Origin of the sequence: Nostoc sp. MG11 (assembly GCF_014904695.1) — a bacterium.
Classification (GTDB): domain Bacteria; phylum Cyanobacteriota; class Cyanobacteriia; order Cyanobacteriales; family Nostocaceae; genus Komarekiella.
In genome coordinates, this window is sequence record NZ_JACXXN010000022.1 from 60,080 (window position 1) to 81,165 (window position 21,086).

Annotated in this window: 9 protein-coding genes; 4 read left to right on the forward strand and 5 right to left on the reverse strand. The window is 40.9% G+C overall.

Translation table 11 applies throughout. The features are described from left to right. Positions 1-3 precede the first annotated feature (3 nt). The 5 genes from HCR01_RS24495 to HCR01_RS24515 all read right to left on the reverse strand — a co-directional run bounded on the left by HCR01_RS24495 (position 4) and on the right by HCR01_RS24515 (position 14,648). A complete protein-coding gene (locus HCR01_RS24495) occupies positions 4-1,674 on the reverse strand; it encodes a PfaD family polyunsaturated fatty acid/polyketide biosynthesis protein (RefSeq protein WP_193198687.1) in 1,671 nt (556 codons plus the stop codon). 171 nt (positions 1,675-1,845) lie between these two features. Continuing rightward, positions 1,846-6,609 carry a PfaB family protein gene (locus HCR01_RS24500; RefSeq protein WP_193198688.1) on the reverse strand — a complete coding sequence of 1,588 codons (4,764 nt, stop codon included), beginning with the start codon at positions 6,607-6,609 and terminating at the stop codon, positions 1,846-1,848. A gap of 159 nt (positions 6,610-6,768) precedes the next feature. Next, a complete protein-coding gene (locus HCR01_RS24505) occupies positions 6,769-8,499 on the reverse strand; it encodes an SDR family NAD(P)-dependent oxidoreductase (protein ID WP_193198689.1) in 1,731 nt (576 codons plus the stop codon). 168 nt (positions 8,500-8,667) lie between these two features. Then, entirely contained in the window at positions 8,668-14,136 is a 5,469-nt protein-coding gene (locus HCR01_RS24510; RefSeq protein WP_193198690.1) for a type I polyketide synthase, read from the reverse strand. Between the two features lie 233 nt (positions 14,137-14,369). After that, a complete protein-coding gene (locus HCR01_RS24515) occupies positions 14,370-14,648 on the reverse strand; it encodes a hypothetical protein (RefSeq protein WP_193198691.1) in 279 nt (92 codons plus the stop codon). Positions 14,649-16,109: 1,461 nt separating this feature from the next. Here HCR01_RS24515 and HCR01_RS24520 point away from each other — a divergent pair. From HCR01_RS24520 to HCR01_RS24535, 4 genes are all read left to right on the forward strand, one after another. Then, on the forward strand, positions 16,110-17,315 hold the full coding sequence (locus HCR01_RS24520) for an ABC exporter membrane fusion protein (protein ID WP_193198692.1): 1,206 nt from the start codon (positions 16,110-16,112) through the stop codon (positions 17,313-17,315). A 73-nt stretch (positions 17,316-17,388) separates the two neighbouring features. Beyond that, a complete protein-coding gene (gene devC, locus HCR01_RS24525; RefSeq protein WP_193198693.1) occupies positions 17,389-18,567 on the forward strand; it encodes an ABC transporter permease DevC in 1,179 nt (392 codons plus the stop codon). A 134-nt stretch (positions 18,568-18,701) separates the two neighbouring features. Further along, entirely contained in the window at positions 18,702-19,706 is a 1,005-nt protein-coding gene (locus tag HCR01_RS24530; protein ID WP_193198694.1) for an NAD-dependent epimerase/dehydratase family protein, read from the forward strand. 309 nt (positions 19,707-20,015) lie between these two features. Then, positions 20,016-20,999 carry a glycosyltransferase family 2 protein gene (locus tag HCR01_RS24535; protein WP_193198695.1) on the forward strand — a complete coding sequence of 328 codons (984 nt, stop codon included), beginning with the start codon at positions 20,016-20,018 and terminating at the stop codon, positions 20,997-20,999. The last annotated feature ends 87 nt before the right edge of the window (positions 21,000-21,086 follow it).

The window sequence follows — 21,086 nt, forward strand, 5'->3', positions numbered from 1 at the left end:
TTTTTAGCTCTCCAATATTGTAGGACTAGGGTGATACTGACTGTAATAATTAGGTATTTGCAGTCCTTGAATTTTTAAACTTTGGATGCGGTATAAAAAGACTGCACCAGTCATAATTTGGTCAGCAACATCAACTACATGGCGATTTTTGGGTTCAGATAGATAAGAACCACGCACCCAGTCATTGAAACTACCCATTGCCGGGCCACACCAAATTTGATAATCGACTTCTCGACCTTTTTCACCAGAACTAGACCAACGAGAAGATAATCCTAAATACCAGCGGAAAATTAAAGCCATTTTGAGCTTAGAATTATTCACCGCTTTACCTAGCTTCTCAGGATTTTTTTGAGACAAATAAGTCGCAGTTCCTTCCCATACCTCAGCAATACTTTTGCGAAAAACTTGCTTTTCTAATTTCTCTCTTTCTGGTAAAGGAATGTCTTCAATCGAGTCATAACTTCGATATAATTCAAATAATTTCTGCGCTCGCATGGGGAACATCGTACCCCGTTTGAGGACTTGCAGTTTCACTCCCATTTCAAACATATCTGCGGCTGGAGCCATCATCACATCAGCCATTTCTGCTTGAGCTAGTAGTTTCTTAGTATGTTCACAAGCTCCAGATTCAACACATGACTGATTAATTGAGCCAGTCATAATATAAGCAGCACCCATCATAAAAGCTGCTAAGGCTGATTGTGGTGTAGCAATCCCTCCTGCTACGCCAACTCTCACGGGTGTTTCGTAATGATATTGTTCCTGAATTTCATCACGCAAAGAAATGATAGAAGGTAACAAACAAACCAAGGGACGATTGTCTGTATGACCGCCAGAATCAGCTTCGACAGTAATATCATCAGCCATCGGAACTTTGGCTGCAAGAGTTGCTTGTAACTCAGTAATTAGTCTTTGCTCAACAAGTTCCTTAAGAATTCTAGCTGGTGCTGGTTGGAGAAATTTAGTCGCTACTTCTCGGCGAGAAATTTTAGCAATGACTTTATTTTTGATTTCAATTTGATTGGCGTCATTTAAGCCAAGTCCAGCAGCACGGTAGTAGACGATGTTAGGAGTTAAGTCGAGAAATGCTGAAGCTTCTACAGTTCTGACTTGATATTTGAGGTATAAACCTACCGCACGCCGTTCAATTGCAGGTTCGTTGGGACTATGAATTAAATTAAAAGCATAAGGGCCTTGAGGTAAAGCTTGTTGAATGCGATTAATAGCTGCTTCTAAACGGTCTGGAGTTAAGCCACCTGCGCCAAAGGAACTGAGAACTTGCTCTTTACCAAGTGCAATAACCATTTCTTCAGAAGCAATACCGCCAGCCATTGCGCCAGTGACGTAGGCATATTTGACGCCATGAAATGAGAGAAAATTAGGATCACCTAGCTGTTGAATACGAATTGGTGGGACAAATGTCAGCAGTTCTACTTGTAATGTTGTGCCGTTATCAACTGGAGATAAATATCCTTCGTTGGTAACACCAATTTTTCCGGCAACTTTCACGATGTAGCAAGGTTTATCTAATACCATCAATTTCTCTTTGATGGCTGATTGCTCAAAAGATATAGATTCTAAAGAACCTTTCCAAACTTGGTTTTGGTTATGAGAACAAGCAGAAAATCCAAGACCATTATTGTGTTTACTGAGTACCGCATCTACGGTTGTCACGGCAGTTATCCCTCAAATTATAAGCATGGTTGGGTATTGGGTATTAGGAATTGGAGATTGGGCATGGGACATTGCTATTCTTTTCCTGCTCCTCTGCTTTTTTTCCAGTCCCCAATACCTAATAAAAGCTGGAGGATATAGACTCCCTAAATGAGTCTACACACTTCATTATCAGGACTCTTCGTTAAGCAAATTTTCAGCGCAAGCTAATTGCAATTGAATGATTTCGCTCATTTGCTGACTAAAGTCTTGTCTTGCCTGTAAAAAAACGGTATGTGCTTTAGTTAACTTTGAATTATTAGAGTTGAGCTTTTGATACTGGGACTTATTTAAATCGAACATACTGATGGTTTTACCAAATTTTCGGGTTATAGCAGGTGGAGAAGAAATAGGTTGAGAAATTTGCTGCTCAATTGCGCTTAACTCAGAAGATTGTAATTGTTCTTTAAGTTCAAAACCGTTATCAATGATATTTTTCGTTTTGACTTCTTCTGGTTGAGTATTGGGTGGTAAAATGTGATGGGAATTACTTTTCTCTTGAGCAATCGCCCCCACAGCATTCACAGAATTTATTTCCAAATCTTGGAAATTAGGTATATCTAGCTGCTGTTTTTGGGTACGATGGGCTACGCCCCGCTGGAGGCGATCGCGTCTAATTTGTTCACCTATATCTTGAAAAAGTTTTCGGTTTTCTTCACTCAATATTGCGTGAGTAATTGGGTTCCCACCTAGGGTAATTGTTCTCAAGGTTGTTTTATGTTGACTAGTTTCTGGTGTGAGACTGTACAGTGGTGATAAATCCACATTCACCTGATGGCTGAGTAGTTTTGCTAAAGCTTTGACCATCGAAGTATGATCATCCATACCTCTACGATTTAGGGATATTGTGATGTGTTCTTGATTGCCGAGGATTTTATCAATCCATCGAGAACAAACACTACCAGCACCCGCTTCGAGAAATATTCGGACACCATCATCGTAGACACGGTTAACTAATCGCGGGAAATCTAGTTCTTGGCATAATCCTGTAGCAATGTTGTGAGCAATAACCTCACTATCCAGTGCGATAGGTTGATAATCAGCCGCCGAATAGAATACAATACCCGGAAGATTTTGTGATGGTAAAGTGTTTACCTTCTTAATTTCCTCGTATTGCGATCGCATTGCCTCACAATGAATCACATGGTCGAAAGGAGCCGGAAAAGAATTGCAACCCAGAGTTTCAATCACTCGCTTACAAGCTGCTGTTTCCCCAGCAATTAATACTTCTTCTGGTGTATTAATCTGAGTTAAATAAACATGCTTCTCATGTTTAATACATTCCCTGATTTGTGATGGAGTAGCCATGAGAACATAAGTACTCCAAAAATCATTGTTTTGTGAATTTGGCGTCAATCCCCAATATTCACGTACAGCATTTTTCGGGCCAGATAACTTATCTCCAAACAACGGAGACGAATTTAAAGTGTTACTTCCACCCTCAAAATCACTCCAAACTCCTTGGGCAACCATCATACTAGTTTCACCCAAGCTGTAGCCAAAAACGCATTGTGGCTTAACTTGAAAATCATCTCGAAAAATTGCAGTCATGTATCTGGCGAAAGCTATTTCACTTTCAAACATTGCTAGAGAATCATCTAACAATTGCTTTTCGAGAGTTTCTAATTGTCTAGTTGACAATTTATTCAAACTTCTGGGGTAAACCAGTTTCTCAACATCAGCAGCACGGTTGTAGAGATTATTGCTTTTCAAGTCCTCAAAGACTTTGGGAAATAAGCGGAAGACGGTGCGACCAATGCCGATATAAGAATTGACCGCCGCTGGATAAACGTAAGCTAAAGCTCCAGTTTTACCCAATGGTTTGGCTGTAAAATAACTACCTAGAGGTGTTTGCCAATCTGTCCCACTTTCAAAAGCATTATTTACACCTTTGCGAGCCGATTCAATTTCTTTGAGTAATTCTTTTTTGTTGCGTCCTGTGATTGCTAGCGCATATTTTGCTTCTCGATGTTGTCCAAAAGTCGCAAATGTTTGACTAGCGATCGCTGCTAAAGAAGAACTATCCTCGATAGTGTGTTGAAGACTGTTCAGCAGTTCAGGTAAATCTGATTTATCTTGTGCTGCTATGGGGAAGAGATGGAAAGGCATTTGCTGCAAATACTTGCTGCTGCGCTCCTCTTGAACGGGTTCTTCTGACAAGATTAAATGGGCGTAAGTCCCATCTATACCCATACCGTTAATTGCTGCTACTCTGCGTGTGCCATCTTTATCCAGAAACCAGGGTCTTGATTCCGTGGCGACATAAAAAGGGCTACCCTCCCAAATTTGGGGTGTTTTGACGCCTGACCAATTGGGAGTCGCAGGAATGTATCTGTAATGCAGACACAAAGCGGTTTTGATGAGGCTAGCAATTCCCGAAGCCACATAAGTATGGCCGATATTGGCTTTGACGCTACCTAACGCACAGTGTAGACCATCTCCCACAGGCGGATAAGCTTGCAGTAAACCTGTAATTTCGGCTGCATCTTCTTGAGGAATACCACTACCACAGACTTCCACATAGTTCACCTCTGTGGGGTCAATACCCGCCATCTGGAAAGCTTGGTTACAGACTTGGTTAACCGTTCCCGCATCTATAGAAGTTGAATCGGCTTGTCCAAAGCTAATGGCATCAATGACTGCATAGATGCGTTCATTATTTTCTTGAGCAGTTTCGTGACGCTTTAGCACCACTGCACCCGCACCTTCGCCAACCATCCAGCCATCGGCTTTCTGGTCGTAACTCAAGGTATTTACACCAGTGTTAATTTGTGAGTATTGGTTTCGCAGCAAGACATTTTCCACACCGCCTGCTAAATCAACAGCACCAACAACCACAGCATCAACTTCCCCAGTAGTTAGTAGCATTTGCGCCACTTCCAACGCCTTGAGGACAGAAGTTTCCACCGCCGCAACTGTGAACGCCGGCCCGGTGAAATTCCACAGTGCAGAAATCCGACTCGCCATAATGTTGGCGATGTAACTGAGATATTCACCAAGTTCTACTGGATTGTGAACACTGTCTTTGACAATGCTTTCTAGTTGAGCAATTTTTTCCTCTGGCAAAGTAATTTGTGCATCGTTCAAGCCATCTTGAATTTGCCAGGATGAATTCCATCTCTGCTGTAACTGATGTACTGAAAATTCTGCTTCTGCGGCAATGATAACCGCGACATTGCTACCTTCTTGAATTTTTGCATCTTTGAGGGCGCGATCTGCAACTTTTAATAGTAACAGTTGTTGCGGATTTAGCTTTTCAACTTCATTCGGGGGGATTTTGTAAGCTAAAGTATCAATATCAAAATCTTTGATATATGCCCCTACTGGTGCTTTCCCCTCAGCTAATCCGTATTCTTTGAGTAAGTTTTCTTGCTGTTCAATTCCGTGCCATCTGTTTGGCGGTAGGGGAATAAAATGCTGTTTTCCGTCATAAATACTGCGTTCAAAAGCATCTAATCCATTGCAACCACCAAAAAAGGCATCCATACCAACAATGGCGATTTTGGCTGGTGGAAGCGGTGCAATTGAGTCAACTGGTGTTGTAGTTCCTTGCTCAACAATTAGATGGGAATTTGTACCGCCAAAACCAAAAGCACTTACAGCAGCCCGTTTAATTGATGTATTCTTGTGTGGCCACGCTGTAGCCTTTCTGACAATTTTATCGGCAGAAATTATCCCACTTTCAGATGTTAAAGGATCTGAAACATTAATAGTTGGTGGAATTACGCCATGAGCCATACTCAAAACCACTTTAGTCAAGCCAACCATGCCAGCGGCGGTTAACAAGTGACCAACATTAGCTTTCACAGAACCTAGTTGCGGGGTAGCATGATGTTGACCAAAAAAGGTTTCTATGGATTTGACTTCGGTGGTATCTCCTAGTAATGTACCAGTGGCATGACACTCTAGATAATCTATACTTTGGGGACTGATTTGTGCTTCAGTATAGGCTCTCTCAAAAGCCAAAGTTTGCCCTTTAGAATTAGGGCTGAGTAAATGCTTACCTTTGCCATCATTCGATAGTCCATTACCGCAGATTGTGGCGAGAATATTATCGCCATCTCTCACAGCATCAGAATGTCTTTTCAGCATGACCATGCCAATACCATCTGCGGGAGTTAGCCCTCTAGATGACTTATCAAATGGCGAACTAATACCATTTTCTGGATATCCTTGAACACCAGAAAATAACATCCGCACAAATAGAGAATCTGCACAACTGATTGCTCCAGCTAACATTACATCAGCTTTGTGCGATCGCAAATAATGAGACGCCAGCTTGATAGCATAAAATGATGAAGAACAAGCAGCATCTAGACATAGATGAATCTGCGATAGTTCAAAAGCTCTGGCAACTACGGCGGCTGGTAAGCCAGATATCATGGCATTGTATAAAGATGCTTTACCTGTAGTAGCTCCAGCCAAATCGAAGTCTTCAAACTGCAAAAGTTCTCTAACAGCAGGCGCAATAGTTTGCTGGTAAATCGGAGAGAATAATTGATTAGAAAATTTTGTCGGGAATGATAGATTTCCCAGAATTACGCCACACTTGGAGAGAACATTTTGATTACCCCAATAGCCACTTTGGACAATTGCTTGTTTAGCAGCATACAGTGACCATTTAAAGGTATCATCCAAGCTTTCTGCAAGTTCTGCTGGTAAATTGTATTCGGATGGATCAAACTGAAAATTGCGGATGTATCCGCCTTTGAGGGAATATGTTTTATCTGGTGTACCTTTAACTGGGTGGTAAAACATTGTCGGGTCTACCCCCATTTCCGCAGAAGTTGCGGATGATGTCGAATCTTTTTGAGCAATAAGATTCTGCCAAAATTCTTCAGGATTTTGAGCATCGGGGAATAGACAAGATAATCCGATGATAGCTATTTTTTCCACTGTTTATATCCTCATCAGCCGCTAGGCATTTAACTTACCTGTTTGGGTATTAGGCAAGAAGTAACTAAGAGACGCTAGGATTTACGCTGTTCCCCAAACTTAATAAATGCAAGTCAAGATGCGATGAAAGCTTGCTAACTGAGTGTTAAAGGAAAATTACTAACTTTTGAGTAATTTCATAGACCAAATTATGGCATTGGCTCCGAGCATTTGTGAGTAGATTTGCCCTTGAGCATCGTGTATGATAAAGTTTGCGATCGCGCTAGTTGCTGTTTTGGCTTTCACTTCACAAGAAACATAAAAAATTTCGTTGCATGGTAAAGCAGCAAATTGTTCAAATTTCTCTACCTTTCCAGGTAAACAACCTTCTTGATGGAAATGCTGTGTCCAAATCCATAAAGCGTGCATACTCAAATCAGTTGTATATGGATTCACCCATTGAACTGGAAATTGTCCTTGTTCCTGTTCGCTGATTCCTTGCCAAAGGCATTCTGTAGTTATCTTTTCAGGACTAATGTTTAGGACTCGTTTAACTTCTTGAAAAGCCGGGCCATGAAATAATGTGGCTCCCCCATTCTGATAAAAATCTTTTCCTGTGGCGGTAATAATATTATCCGACTCAAGATTTATTGATTCATAAGTGGGAACAATGGGGATTTCTCGCTGGAGATTGAGTTGAGCGCTAAAGTTATAATGAACTTTACCTTCAGGATTTTTGCTCAATATTTGAGCTTTGATTTCGATGTTATGATAATTAACTTTAGAAATTTCTTGAATTTCTAAAATATGTTCTTTTGCCAGTTTTTCATTGAAAGTAATTCCCTTCAAAACTTTGAAATCTTTGTAACTAAACAACCTATAACCTGGATAAAGTTGCTCACAAGCATTAATAATCCATGTCATTGCACAAGTGGCTGGTAAAACTGGATAACCAGCAATGACATGATCCCGCAAAAAGGGATTTGCTTCCAATGTCATTTGGCGACGGATACGATAGGTTCGCAGTTCAGTATCTAACTCTATTGCAGGCGGAGTTAGTGGACTACCAATTACAACTTGTGTATTATCATGATGAGCGGGATGTAGTTCGTTGACTAGCATTTGTGTGCCAACTTCTACAGGAATCACCTCAATTCCTCGTTCAGCAAAAGCTTTTTTAAGTTCCGCCGATACCATCCCACTGTCCCAAGCTCCCCAATTGATCGCCACTACATGACAAGCAGGATAGTTTTGCTTGATTAAATGGGCTGATTTGTTGAGAATTTCATTAGCGATCGCATAATCAGTTTGACCAACATTCCCGTAAAATCCGGTTACGGAAGAAAACAAAACTAAGTGCTGAAGTTGATTAGGATTAATGCAAGCTAACAGATTTTCTAAACCCTGAACTTTGGCTGTGTAAACCTTTTCAAAATCCTGTTCTGTTTTCTTTTCAATTAACTTATCAGCTAAATTTCCCGCACCGTGAATAATTCCTGTAATCGTACCTAAACGTTGCACAGCAGCAGCCAATTTTCCTTGTAAAGCTGCTGTATCTGTAACATCGACACTAATATATTCTGCTTGCGCTCCTGTTTGTTGAATTGAAGAGAGGGTTTTTTTGATTTCACGGCTGGAGGTAATCTGGTTATAGACTTTTTGCACACTCATGGGTGTGGGTTTTTCGCCTTGAGCAAGAAGATTCTCCATGATGCGTTTTTTCAATGCGGAATCTTCAAAACAATTTTGAGCAAAATCTGGTTCAGTTTCTAATAGTTCGGAGCGACCAAGGAGGATGAATTTGCAGGGTTGGTGTTGTGCTAATTTGATAGTACACTCAGCCGTAATCCCTTTTGCACCGCCGCTTACAACAAAGACTGATGATGGGTTAAGCTGGGCTGTTTGTGTCATAAATCCTCTGGAATATCTGCGTAAATCAAATTATTTATTTCCTCTGTGTTCTCTGCATCCTCTACGTTTAGGTGAAAAGCTCACGCAGAGGAGCCAGTGCGTTGGGCGGGTTTCCCGACTTAAAGCACCTGGCGTCGCGCAGAGGCGCAGAGAGAAGAGATGAGGTGATTAACTTGCGATGAGGGTGACGCGTCCTTGGGAACTGTAGGCAACTTCGCTGATATAAAGATTGGGATCGTGAAGTTCAGCAATGATGTGTTGTGCTGATTGTTGAGCATCTATAGCTGGATTTAGGTCGATCGCCCGTGCAAATACTTTTGGCCATTCCCATCTGAGAGTTTTGGTTAATCCGAATAAACCAGCGCCGATCGCACCAAAGTTGACTTGATGTTCTAAGCCAAAGGCCCCGTCGAGATGTGCTACTGTGCAGAAGCAACTACGTCCTTGATGCGCTGCTTGATTTAGGGATGGTTTGAGATGTTTCGCCATCAAAAAGACGTGTTTGACGATCGCTTTTTCCTGTTCGAGATAAGAAATGCTTCCGCTGTCTGCTGTAAATACAGGATGTAGGTGGATAAAGGCCCCAATCGTCCCGCAGTGAGATGCGATCGCTTGCAATTGTTGTTGAAGATGTTCTTCACTCAAGTTTGCTAGTGTCACGCGAGTCACGCCTGCGGGTAAAGGTGATTGTTGGGGAATCAGCGATTGGGGGAAATTAACAACTACTACCTTCCAGCCTTGCTCGATTAGCGACTCAGCTAATTTAGAAGTGGTGAGGGAACCATCATCGGTGATTAAGCCGATGTGTCCCTCTGGTAAACTGAAATCCAAGTAATCTGGTTGTGCTAGGGGTTTGAGTTTGGCTGGACGGCGGGGGATACTGTGAATTATTTGAGGTGGCTGCTCAAACTCATACTCAGACTTTTTTTTTTCACCTCCAACCAACTGCTGGAGATAATCGACTATTTGACCTATGGTGCGTAGTTCTCCCAAATCTTCCATATCTGGCTTGGGTAAATTGGGGTACATTTCTTGCATCGCCCCCAAGATTTCCACACGTTTGATGGAGTCAATCCCCAAGTCCGCTTCCATGTCCATTTCCAGTTCGAGCATTTCTACTGGATAACCAGTTTTATCACTGGTTATGGCTAACAGGGTTTGACCTAAGTCTGCAAATTCATTACTTACTGTAGGTTCCGGTGCTGTGCTCAATTCAACAACTACGCTTGGCTCAGGTGAAGTGATGACCTCAGCCACGGGCGCAGTCGTTACCTCTGGAGTCTCGGTTGCGTGTTGTACTTCGTGAATGGCGATTTCGACAGAAACACTTCTAGAAGCATGGGATTGCAGATACTCTACAACCTGACCGATGGTGCGTAGTTCTCCCAAATCTTCCATGTTTGGTTTGGGTAAGTCGGGATACATCTCCTGTAGCGCCCCTAGGATTTCCACCCGTTTGATGGAGTCAATCCCTAAGTCTGCTTCCATATCCATATCCATTTCCAGCATCTCTACTGGGTAGCCAGTTTTGTCGCTGGTGATAGCTAACAGGTTTTTATCCAAGTCAACAATATCAATGGTTGCGCCTAGTGCTGGTTCTGGGCTAAATGCAACAACTTCGTTGACTGGTGGTGAGCTAATTTTGACTACTAACTCGGTATGGGGTTCTGCTACGGGAACAGGTGCTTCAACTACAGGCTCTACTGCGGGGATAGGCGTCTCAACTATTGGCTCAACTACCTTGGAAATGGCGGGGAGAGGTGTTTGAGTAAAAGTTAAGCCATTTTTAGCTATAGGCGCGATCGCAGGTAAAGGCTGGCTTTCTACAATCTCGGTAGTAGGGGATACAGGTGCTTCTGTAACGGTTGCTTCGGTGGTGAAAGGTACGAAATGATGGCGTTCGCTTACTCCGTTGCTGAGTGTCTCTTGCGGTTGAGTCGCTCCATCACCAGCAATTAGCTGAGAATATTCTTGTTGAATGAGTTGGAAAAAGTTTTTGGTATGTTCTACCTGCTCTTGAAGATATTGTTCATGGATGCGTAGGGTTTCACCTTGTTGAGAGTGAAATTGCATCATGCTACGCTCTAAGCTTTCCATGACAACTTGCTTCAGTTTCGCAGTTTCCATTGAAGATTTACTGTTACTCAACAAAGAATTTTGCTGTTGCATCAGTTGGAAAAACGTTTTGGCGTATTCCATTTGATGGTTGAGATAAGTTCCGTGAACTTGTAAATTCTCGGCTTGATTTTGCTGAAACTGTGTCAGCAGGTATTCTAAACTTTCTAAAAGTTGTTGATAATTTGCAAGCTTTTCTGGTGTTGGTTGCATCTTCCCTCCGGGATGCTGGGCGTAAGACTCCTGGGCTGTTTGATGTGCAAGGGTTGCAGGATTCATCTGTTGCTCTGGTTGAGTAGCGATAGTGGGGGGGTTAATCACACTGCTCACTGATGGGGTTGTGATCGGGGGTGTTTTTTTATGTCCATTACTCTCTCTGACTGCGTAGGCGTAGCCCGTCGTAGACATCGCTGGAGTTGCATCTGGGCTAATAAATAATGGAGTCGCAGTCTCAGAGAACTCAGGAGTGGGTTGATTTGTTGAAACCGAAGTTTCAGCAGGTAACGTTACTTTGTGTCCATTCTGCAAAGCTAGAGCAAAGGCATTTTTCGTTTTTTCGGATCTATGATTGATACCGTTTAAACGTACATTTAACGCCTTCTTGTTCTCAACTGGGGGTAGTGTTTGGGGGAGGTGGTAGGGATCGAGGTTATTCAAAGCCAAACCCATTACGCGCAACTGCACTACTGCTTCTCGCAGGGAGCGATCGCTATTCTTTTGGGTGCTGGGGTTTAAAGATACGGTAAAATGTGGGCGATCGCCGAGGGTTTCTTTCACCAAGTTGGTGAGAATTTTCCTAGGGCCAAATTCCACAAAGCAATAACCACCCGCCGCATAGATATTTTCAATTTCATGCTTAAACAGCACCGAGTTTGAGAGGTGGGTTTCCAGGATTTTTTGAATAGTTTGCGGTTCTTTGGGATACTGCTTACTGGTGACGTTGCTGTAAACAGGAATTTGGGGATTTTGGAAGGTGACGGCTTTAGTAGCGATCGCAAAGGATTTTTGAGCAAAGGCGATTAACGGTGTATGGAAAGCTGCTGATACAGGTAATAAAACAGCCGTATATCCTTTGTCGTGTAAAGCCTGACGCACTTTGGCGATTTCTGCGGTAGGGCCTGCTAAGACAAATTGAGTTGGGGAGTTTTGGTTTGCGATCGTTACTTGCGGAAAATGTCTCAGCACTGCTTCAACTTTGCTGATATCTTCTTTGACAGCCAACATACTTCCCGCATCATGATCGGGGTCTTCTGGAGCCGCCATTGCTTGACCCCTAGCCTTCACTAGGAACAAGTAATCTTCCTCACTCAAAACGCCCGCAGCCCACAAAGCTGTAAGTTCACCAAAGCTGTGTCCCGCGACAAAATCTGATTTGAATCCAGCTTGTTGCAGTATGGAATAAAGCCCAGCGCTAAACACCCCGATGGCAGGTTGAGCATATTCTGTGCGTTGTAGAGCAGCAATTTGGGCATTCTTTTCTGCTTCTTCAAACACAGGATGAGGAAACACTATCTCTGAAATTGGCTGCAAATTGTCTTTGAGTAACAGGCTATCCATCTGCCCGTAAAGACGCCGCAGAGCAGGAAAATTCATCACCGCTTCCCGGCCCATTTCCAAGTATTGCGAACCTTGTCCAGAAAATAGCGCGACTACTTTTCCGCCCAGATTCATCCCAGAGGAACGATAGTAAATTCCTTGGGGATGCTCCCAAGATGCTACTGATCCTTTGTGTTTTAGCCAATCAATACTAGTTTGTAGGAATTTGCAGGCTTCTTGCAGATTTTCGGCAACAAACCCAACTCTGGCATTAGAGAGAGGAATCTCTTGTGATTTACACTCTTTGACTAATTCTGCATAGTGTCTATCACCCCCATCCGACTGCAACTTAGCTAAAATCTCTTCAGATTTAGCCAACAATTGGGCTGGAGTTGCAGCAAACAACAGCACTTCACTAGCAGCATTGTTTAAGCGATAGGCGTCGTTCTGTTCTTCCCCATATTCTTCGAGGACGACGTGATAGTTAGTGCCGCCAAAACCGAAAGAACTGACACCCGCGCGTCTTGGTGCTTCCCCTTCTGCACGAATCCAAGGTCTGGTTTCTGTATTCAAATAAAATGCCGAATTTTTGATATTAAGTTTGGGGTTCGGCTCGGTGATGTTAATTGTGGGTGGTAATACTTTGTGATGTAGTGCCAAAGCAGTTTTAATCAAACTTGCTGCACCCGCAGCTGCTTTTGTATGTCCGATTTGGGATTTCACACTACCCAAAGCAATGTGTTGTTTTTTGGAGTCATGTCCAGCAAAGAAGTCACTCAAAGAGCCGAATTCTGTGGGATCTCCAGCCATTGTGCCTGTACCATGCGCTTCCATCAAACCAACTGTGGCGGGAGAAAAGCCGGCATCCTCATAAGCACGTTCTAAAGCTTTAACTTGGCCTTCTTTGCGAGGGGCATAAATACTCTTGTAACGCCCATCGCTAGAAGTACCGACACCCTTGATGACTGCATAGATTTTGTCATTGTCGCGTTCCGCATCTTCTAGGCGTTTGAGTACAATCATGCCGATACCTTCACCTAGCATCATCCCATCCGACTTCGCATCGAAAGGTTTGACATTCTCACTAGGAGAGACAGCCGGTGTTTTGCTGAACGATATATAAGCCATTATTGTGTTGTCGGTGTCAACACCACCAGTTAGCATCATGTCAGAGCGATGTTCAACTAGCTCGCTAATTGCCATCTTTAAAGCACCGAAGGAACTCGCACAAGCAGCATCAACTACGCAGTTCATCCCGCCAAAATTCAGACGATTAGCAATTCTGCCGGCGACTACGTTAGCCAACATTCCGGGGAAAGCATTCTCATCCCACTTGACATAGGCGCTTTTGATTTTCTCGACGATTTTTTGCGTATCTTCATCAGATAAGCCGCTACTTTTAAGAGCTTTTTCCCAAATTGGATACTCTAATCTGGCGGAAAGTGGCATTCCCAATTGCTTGGCCATTGCCACACCTAAGATGACACCAACCATCTCACGATTAAAGTCACGTTGTTCGCCGTAACCTGCATCTTCCATCGCTTCTTTCGCAACTACTAAGCTCAATAGTTGCGATACGTCTGTGACTTCTAAAATGCTTGGTGGTATACCAAATTCCATTGGGTTAAAATCCACCTCTGGGATAAACCCGCCTCTTTTACAATAGGTTTTATCTTCGGTAGTTCTAGGATTTGGATCGTAGTAATCTTCTACGCTCCAGTGAGTGGATGGAACATCAGTAATACAGTCAATTTTGTTGACTATATTTTGCCAGTATTCCCGCAAGTTTCTGGCTTTGGGTAATAGAGATGCCATCCCAATGATCGCTATAGGATTATGTTGCAGTTGTCTGTTAATTTTGTTGATTGACACTGATTTTTCTGATTTCATTTTCTTTCCTTCTATAGACCTAATCAAATCCTTTTCACAATTGTTGATCTGAGCTTCTAACTCCGCTAAGGCAGTATCAATTGAATAAGCAGGCATAGGACATAGACTAATCTTGAGTACTGTGGATTGTTCAGCTACAGTAATTTCTGTTGCCTACGAACAATGAGGAGCTACTTTTTTTTGCAAGCAGCTAGCTATCTTATCTACGTTTACGTAGCGTGGCGCAGTTAAGACTAAATGCTTTTCTCCAAATCAACACCACACGATACATACTGCCCTCATAAAGCCACAGATTTATAGGCATGGCATACAGCGATCGCGTCAGAATGTTATACAGAGCTTGACTCTTGGTATTGTGGTAATAGGTCAACGATGTTGTTGAAACTGGTAAAATAGTCTGGGAGTACGTTAGCTGCTTGACCAGTGAATTCAATCCATTTGTAATCACACATATTTTGATAAATGGTATCCCACTGGAGGAATGGAAACTTAGGAGCAGCTATTAGAACAGAAACGCTTTTTTCTCCTGAACTAGTTTGATTGTCTAGCCTAATTGCAGCAATATAGCTGGTATTAATGACAACGTTCTGTATCTTGAAAAATGTCATAGCCAGTTTCGACATCCAGGATAATTATCTTATGGAATTTGACCACAAAAAGAAGACAAGTTCGTTACAGAAAAGACATTACCTATAATCAGAATTTGTGCAATATGAACAACTACATAAATTGTTTAAAGGTAATGACAAAGTAGTTAGATTTAGTTATTTATGCTTTTAAAATCTCAATTAAATAACTAATTTATCTGACCGCTTTGAAGCATTGAATTAATAAAAACCCTAGCATACTTTATAGAAACTAAATCATTACTTTAAATTTATTTTATAAATAAAATAACTTCTCGCCGATGTAATTGTTGAATAAGTTTCAAGAGAAAAGTATAATTTATGACCTTAACACTAGTAAATAATTTCGTGTTTTGCGGGTAATTCATAAATTTTCTCTTGATTGAGTTAATAACGCAAACATGTTGTCTAACAAGTAACAATTCAATGAATACATAGATAAATTGAATAGCCATAAGTGTCTTTTTCTCAGAGGAACATCATAATTGAGCTAAGATTTTTGATGAATTTTTAATTTAAATCAATTTAAGAACTAAAGCGGTTGTTTATAAAGCAAACATTAATTTTTAATATGTTGCATGATAAACATAATAATGATTTCATTTTCAAGTTCCCTCGTTCCTAGTCTTCGGCTGGTAATGTCTATAGAAAGGCTCCGCCTATATTACTTGCAGCAGAGACGCAGTAAAATCTAGAAACGAGATTTGCAAAGATAATCTAAGAAATTCTTTTTAGTAATGCTAATAACTTGACGAGCATGTCTTTAGCGGCTGTTCTCCAGTTCAGTTTTGCCACAGCAGAATACCATAACTGACTAACTCTGGACTCTCATCTCAACAAACAAGTACACTCTGCCCCGTCCTTATATCTTTTATTACTGTTAGCAAAACTCATGATAATGTCTCATACTACACAACTGTGCTAACAACAATATGGTAATAATATTAAATCCGATTGGTAATTAATAATCTGTTGTGATTGTAATTAGTAGATGAGTAATTTTTCTCAGTCTTTAATTATTACCATGACGAATATTATAGTAATTTCAGTAGAAATTAGATAGAGTTAGACGATTGACAAATCACAAGTTTCTTGCCATACTTGAACACAAGTTTATCCGAGTTTTACCAGCGCTTCATTCTTTTTGAGATTTAATTTTTTTAGCTAGCGCTATTGTATTTTACGCTACTGGGTTCAAGGTCAAATTAGGATAAAACTTAGGAAGCTTTGGAGTAACGCCACTATTAATTTTGACGCCAACCTAGTGCTTTATGGCGGCTGTAAAGGTGTACAACAATTCATATAAAACCAATTAGACTTCTTTGATGTCTTCAGGTAAAACCGTAGAGGAAAGGCCCTCTTAGTTAATCGAATGAGTCTGTTCTAATCGACTGATGTAGCTATTTAGGCTATCCCTTGGTAAAGCAGAATTGGAATAAAAATATGGCAGTAAATAAAGAAAGCCGATTATTCACAAAACACGTAGGTCGGTGGCGAGTAATATTGGCAACTTCTATCATTTTAGCTACCGGACTAGTATCTTTTTACAGTTTTTCACCATTTTGGTCTAAACCTAAAGTTCAGACACCTCCAGCGAATTCACCAAAGGCTGTGACTCCGGTAAAAGTTGCTGTGACTGCACTAGGGCGTTTGCAACCAGAAGGTGAAATTACCTCTTTGTCTGCTCCTAGTTCTAATAGTGGTGTACGAGTAGACAGACTTTTGGTTAAGGAAGGAGACGAAGTTAGAGCAGGGCAAGTATTAGCTTATTTAGAAGACTATACTCGTTCGACAGCAGCTCTACAACAAGCTTTAGATAAACTGCAAGTTGCTAAAGCTAAACTAGCGCAAGTCAAATCTGGAGCGAAAACCGGAGACATCAATGCTCAAGAGGCTGCGATCGCTACTTTAGGATCTCAATTCAAAGGAGACATTGCAACGCAAGAAGCGACAATTGCGCGTATCCAGGCTCAGGTAGACAACGCTCAAGCCGAGAATGATCGATATCAGCAGTTATACAAACAAGGTGCGATCGCGGCTTCCGTAGCAGATACTAAAGCTTTGCAATTGAAGACTACACAACAGCAATTGACAGAAGCTCAAGCAACTCTCAAACGGACTCAAGACACTTTCCAACAACAGCAAAAGCAAGCACAAGCCCAACTCAACAGTATTAGCGAAGTACGTACTGTAGATGTTGAAGCAGCACAAGCCGATGTCAACAGTGCTGTGACAAGTATTAGACAAGCAAAAGCAGACCAAGAGTTAACCTACATCAAATCTCCCATAAATGGCAAAGTTTTGAAAATTCATGCCAAAACCGGAGAAGTCATCACTAATACAGGATTTGCTGAGATCGGTAAAACCTCTCAAATGTACGTGATTGCAGAGGTGTACCAAACCGATGTTCAAAAGGTGCGTGCAGGACAAAAAGCCACCATTACCAGCACTGCATTTACTGGAGTATTACGAGGAACTGTAAAAGAAATCGGTTGGCAAGTTGACAAACAAAGCATCTTCAGCCTCAACCCCGGCTCAGACACAGACCGCAGAATAGTTGAGGTAAAAATCTCCATCGATAATCCCACAGATAGTGAACGAGTAGCTCGTTTAACCAACTTGCAGGTAGATGTTGCGATTCAAATATAGTCAAGGGTCATAGGTTAGTAGTTAGCGGTTACAACTAATGACAACTGACAAATAACAAATAACAAGTAAATCCATGAATTTTAAGATTCCTTTGGCATGGCTACAGCTAGCTCAACAAAAAGTGCGTTTTGTAGTAGCTGTAGCGGGTATTGCTTTTATTGTGCTGCTAATGTTTGTGCAACTTGGTTTCCAAGATGCTCTTTATTCTAGCGCTACCGCAGTGCATCAAAATCTGCGAGGAGATTTATTTTTAGTCAGTTCGCAATATAAATCTTTGACCTCAAATCAAAGTTTTTCACGAACTCGTTTGTACCAAGCTCTGGGGTTTGATGGTGTAGAGTCAGTTAGCCCCATGTATTTACAGTTTGCAAAATTAAAAAATCCTGCAACTGGAGAGAAATATTCAATATATGTGATTGGTTTCGATCCAGGAAACCCTGTGATGAATATTCCAGAGGTTGATAGAAATTTAGATAAACTAAAAATTCCCGATGTCATGCTTTTTGACCGGGATTCGCGTACAGAGTTTGGGCCAATTGCTGAACAATTTAATGTGGGAGATACTGAGCAGACAATTGAAATATTCCCCTTTAATTCATTAATTGGCTATAGGGTGAGAGTTGGTGGCTTATTTAGCTTAGGCCCTTCCTTTGGAGTAGATGGCAATTTGATTGTCAGTGACTCTACTTTCCAGAGAATAAATCCAAATAGCCGCCCAGCAGAAATGATCGATGTTGGTGTGATCGCCCTGAAACCTGGTGCTGATCCAGAACAAGTGCTGAAAAATTTGCAAGCCAGTTTACCTAATGATATCCAAGTTTTTACTCGTCAAGGCTTCATTGATTTTGAGAAAAAATATTGGTCTGTCAGAACACCTATTGGTTTTATTCTTAACTTGATGCTGACAATGGCTGCTGTAGTTGGTGTAGTCATTGTCTATCAAATTCTTTACAGCAACATTACTACGCAGTTCATTGCTTACGCAACTTTAAAAGCGATAGGTTATGCAAATAATTATTTATTGAATGTAGTTTTTCAACAAGCTTTAATTTTGGCAATTTTGAGTTATATTCCAGGCTTTCTTGCTTCTGTAGCTTTATATGACTTTGCCATGAAAGCCACTAAATTGCCAATAATCATGACTGTTAATAATGCAGTAATTGTCCTCACATCAACAATTCTCATGTGTATAACTTCTGGAGCGCTGGCAATTAATAAACTCCGTTCCGCAGATCCGGGAGATATTTTCTAGACAATTCATAGCAATAAAAGTCATCCAATTATATATGCAAATAAGCAAGCGATCGCTGTACTAACTCCTACGGCTATCACAATCTTATAACTGACAAATTAAACACAAATCAATCTACCAATAAAGCCTGCAATATGAACCTCAAAAATAAAACTCTCCTGATTACCGATATTGACGAATTTATCGGTTTACGTACAGCCGAGTTAGCCATAGCGCAGGGAATGAAAGTTCGTGGTTTACAAAGTTCTACAGAACAGAACAAACAAGCGCAGAGTTTAGGTATTGATGTAATTGTTGGCAACATTACAGATCCCACCACTGCAAAAAAGGCTTGTCAGGGAGTAGATATTGTTTTACATACAGCCCAAATTGCCCAAGAAGCAGGCTCAATCAATCATTTCCGAGAAATCAATGTTGGCGGTAGTGTCAACATGGCTAAAGCTGCTAAAGATGCTGGTGTCAAAACATTTGTGCATCTCTCCAGTGTGATGGTCTACGGTTTTGATTATCCTGATGGTGTCACAGAATCCGGCCCAATCTCTGGCGAAAATAATCCTTATTGTCAAACAAAAATAGAAGCCGAAACAGCACTTTTAGAACTAAATGCTTCACCAGATTTTGGCATTATTATTATTCGAGCCGGAGATATTTACGGCCCTGGAAGTATTCCCTGGATAGTCCGACCAATTCACATGATGCGCCAAAAATTATTTGCCTATGCTAACGATGGTAAAGGAGTTATAAATCATGTGTATATAGACAACCTAATTGATGGCATCTTTCTAGCAATAGAAAAAGAAACTTATGGTGAAATATTTAATATCACCGACGGACAAGATACTTCTTGGAAAGAGTATTTTATGCGCTTAGCCGCAATGGAAAGTTTACCTGCACCACTTTCATTACCAAAAGATGAAATCAAACTGTTTCTACGGTTGCGCGTCCAAGGACAAAAGCTTTTTCGGAAAAAAGTGGATATCTTACCGGAGTCTATAGATTTTATGACTCGTCCCTATGCCTGTTCTATTGCTAAAGCACAAAGCCTGTTAAATTTCAAACCAACAATTGATTTAGAAGAAGGAATGCAGCGAACACATGAATGGCTGCATAAAACAGATATTCAAAAGTTGCTTCAGTAATGGAATGAGTTAGTAGTTAGCGCTTTAGCGCTGAAGCGCCAATTACTAGCTATGGTCTAGCATCAAAATAACTTTACCAGAATTTATTTTACTAGACCAAAAATAAGTATTTGATTAATGCCATCTTTCTAGTGATAGATTTTATGTCTTTTGCATATATTTATTACATCAAAAAAGCACAAAATTTATTTAACTAGAGAGCAATAATTTATCGAAAACCGAGATTTTAGTGAATATATGAATGACTGAAAAACCGGATATTCACAAATTGATAAAATAAACTATGGATTTTCCAAAATCTTGTTTACTATGAGCAGTAGTCAGCCACGATTGAGTATTGGATTACCTGTATACAATGGCGAAAAATTTCTCAAAGAAGCCATAGATTCACTCTTGGCTCAGACCTTTGAAGATTTTGAGCTAATTATTTCAGATAATGCATCTACAGACAAAACTGAGGAAATTTGTAGAGCCTATGCTGCTCAAGACCAACGTATACGTTACTACCGCAATCAAAAAAATATAGGTTGTGCCTGTAACTTCAATCGCACTTTTGAATTATCTTCAGGTGAATACTTTAAGTGGGCAGCTTATGATGACCTACATGCGCCTGATTTTCTCATGAAATGTGTGGAGGTACTTGATAAAAACCCTACCGTAATTTTATGCCACTCCCAGGTATCTTTCATTGATGAACAGGGTAAATTTCTCCAAAACTACAACATTAAGCTCAAGACAGATTTAGTACAACCACACAAGCGTTTTCACGAATTGCTTACTAAACATTTATGTTATCAATGTTACGGAGTAATTCGAGCTAGTGCTATCAAGGCGATACCACCTATGGGGAGTTATGGTCTTGCAGATGGAATTTTATTGTCAAGGCTAGGTCTTCTTGGTCGATTTTATGAAATCCCTGAATACCTGTTCTTTGCAAGAAGCCATCCCCAACAATCAATGAGTATGTTCTTTCCTGATTATTTGTCATTTACTAACAATAATCCAAAATATTCATTGAAGATGTTGCCAGATTTCTACTCATACACAGTCTGGTTTGATTCAGCTAAAAATGGGCAAGTTTTGTTTCCTCATTGGAGAATTTTATGGGAGTACGCGCTCTCTGTATGGCTATTCAAATTGAGTTTGTATGAGCGGCTATGTTGTCATATAAGTATATATCAGCAGTTAAGAGGTACAGAGTATCTTCTGCTGAAAGATTTTCTGAAAGTGCTGCAAGGACTTTGGAAAAATTGGCAACGAGTAGCAATTCAAAAACCGCAAATCACGCTTTGAACTAATAGCGCTAAGAATAAAAGCTTGCATACGCAGCTTTTGCTAAATGCCAATCTAAAACCAAAAATAACTTTTTTCCATCACCAT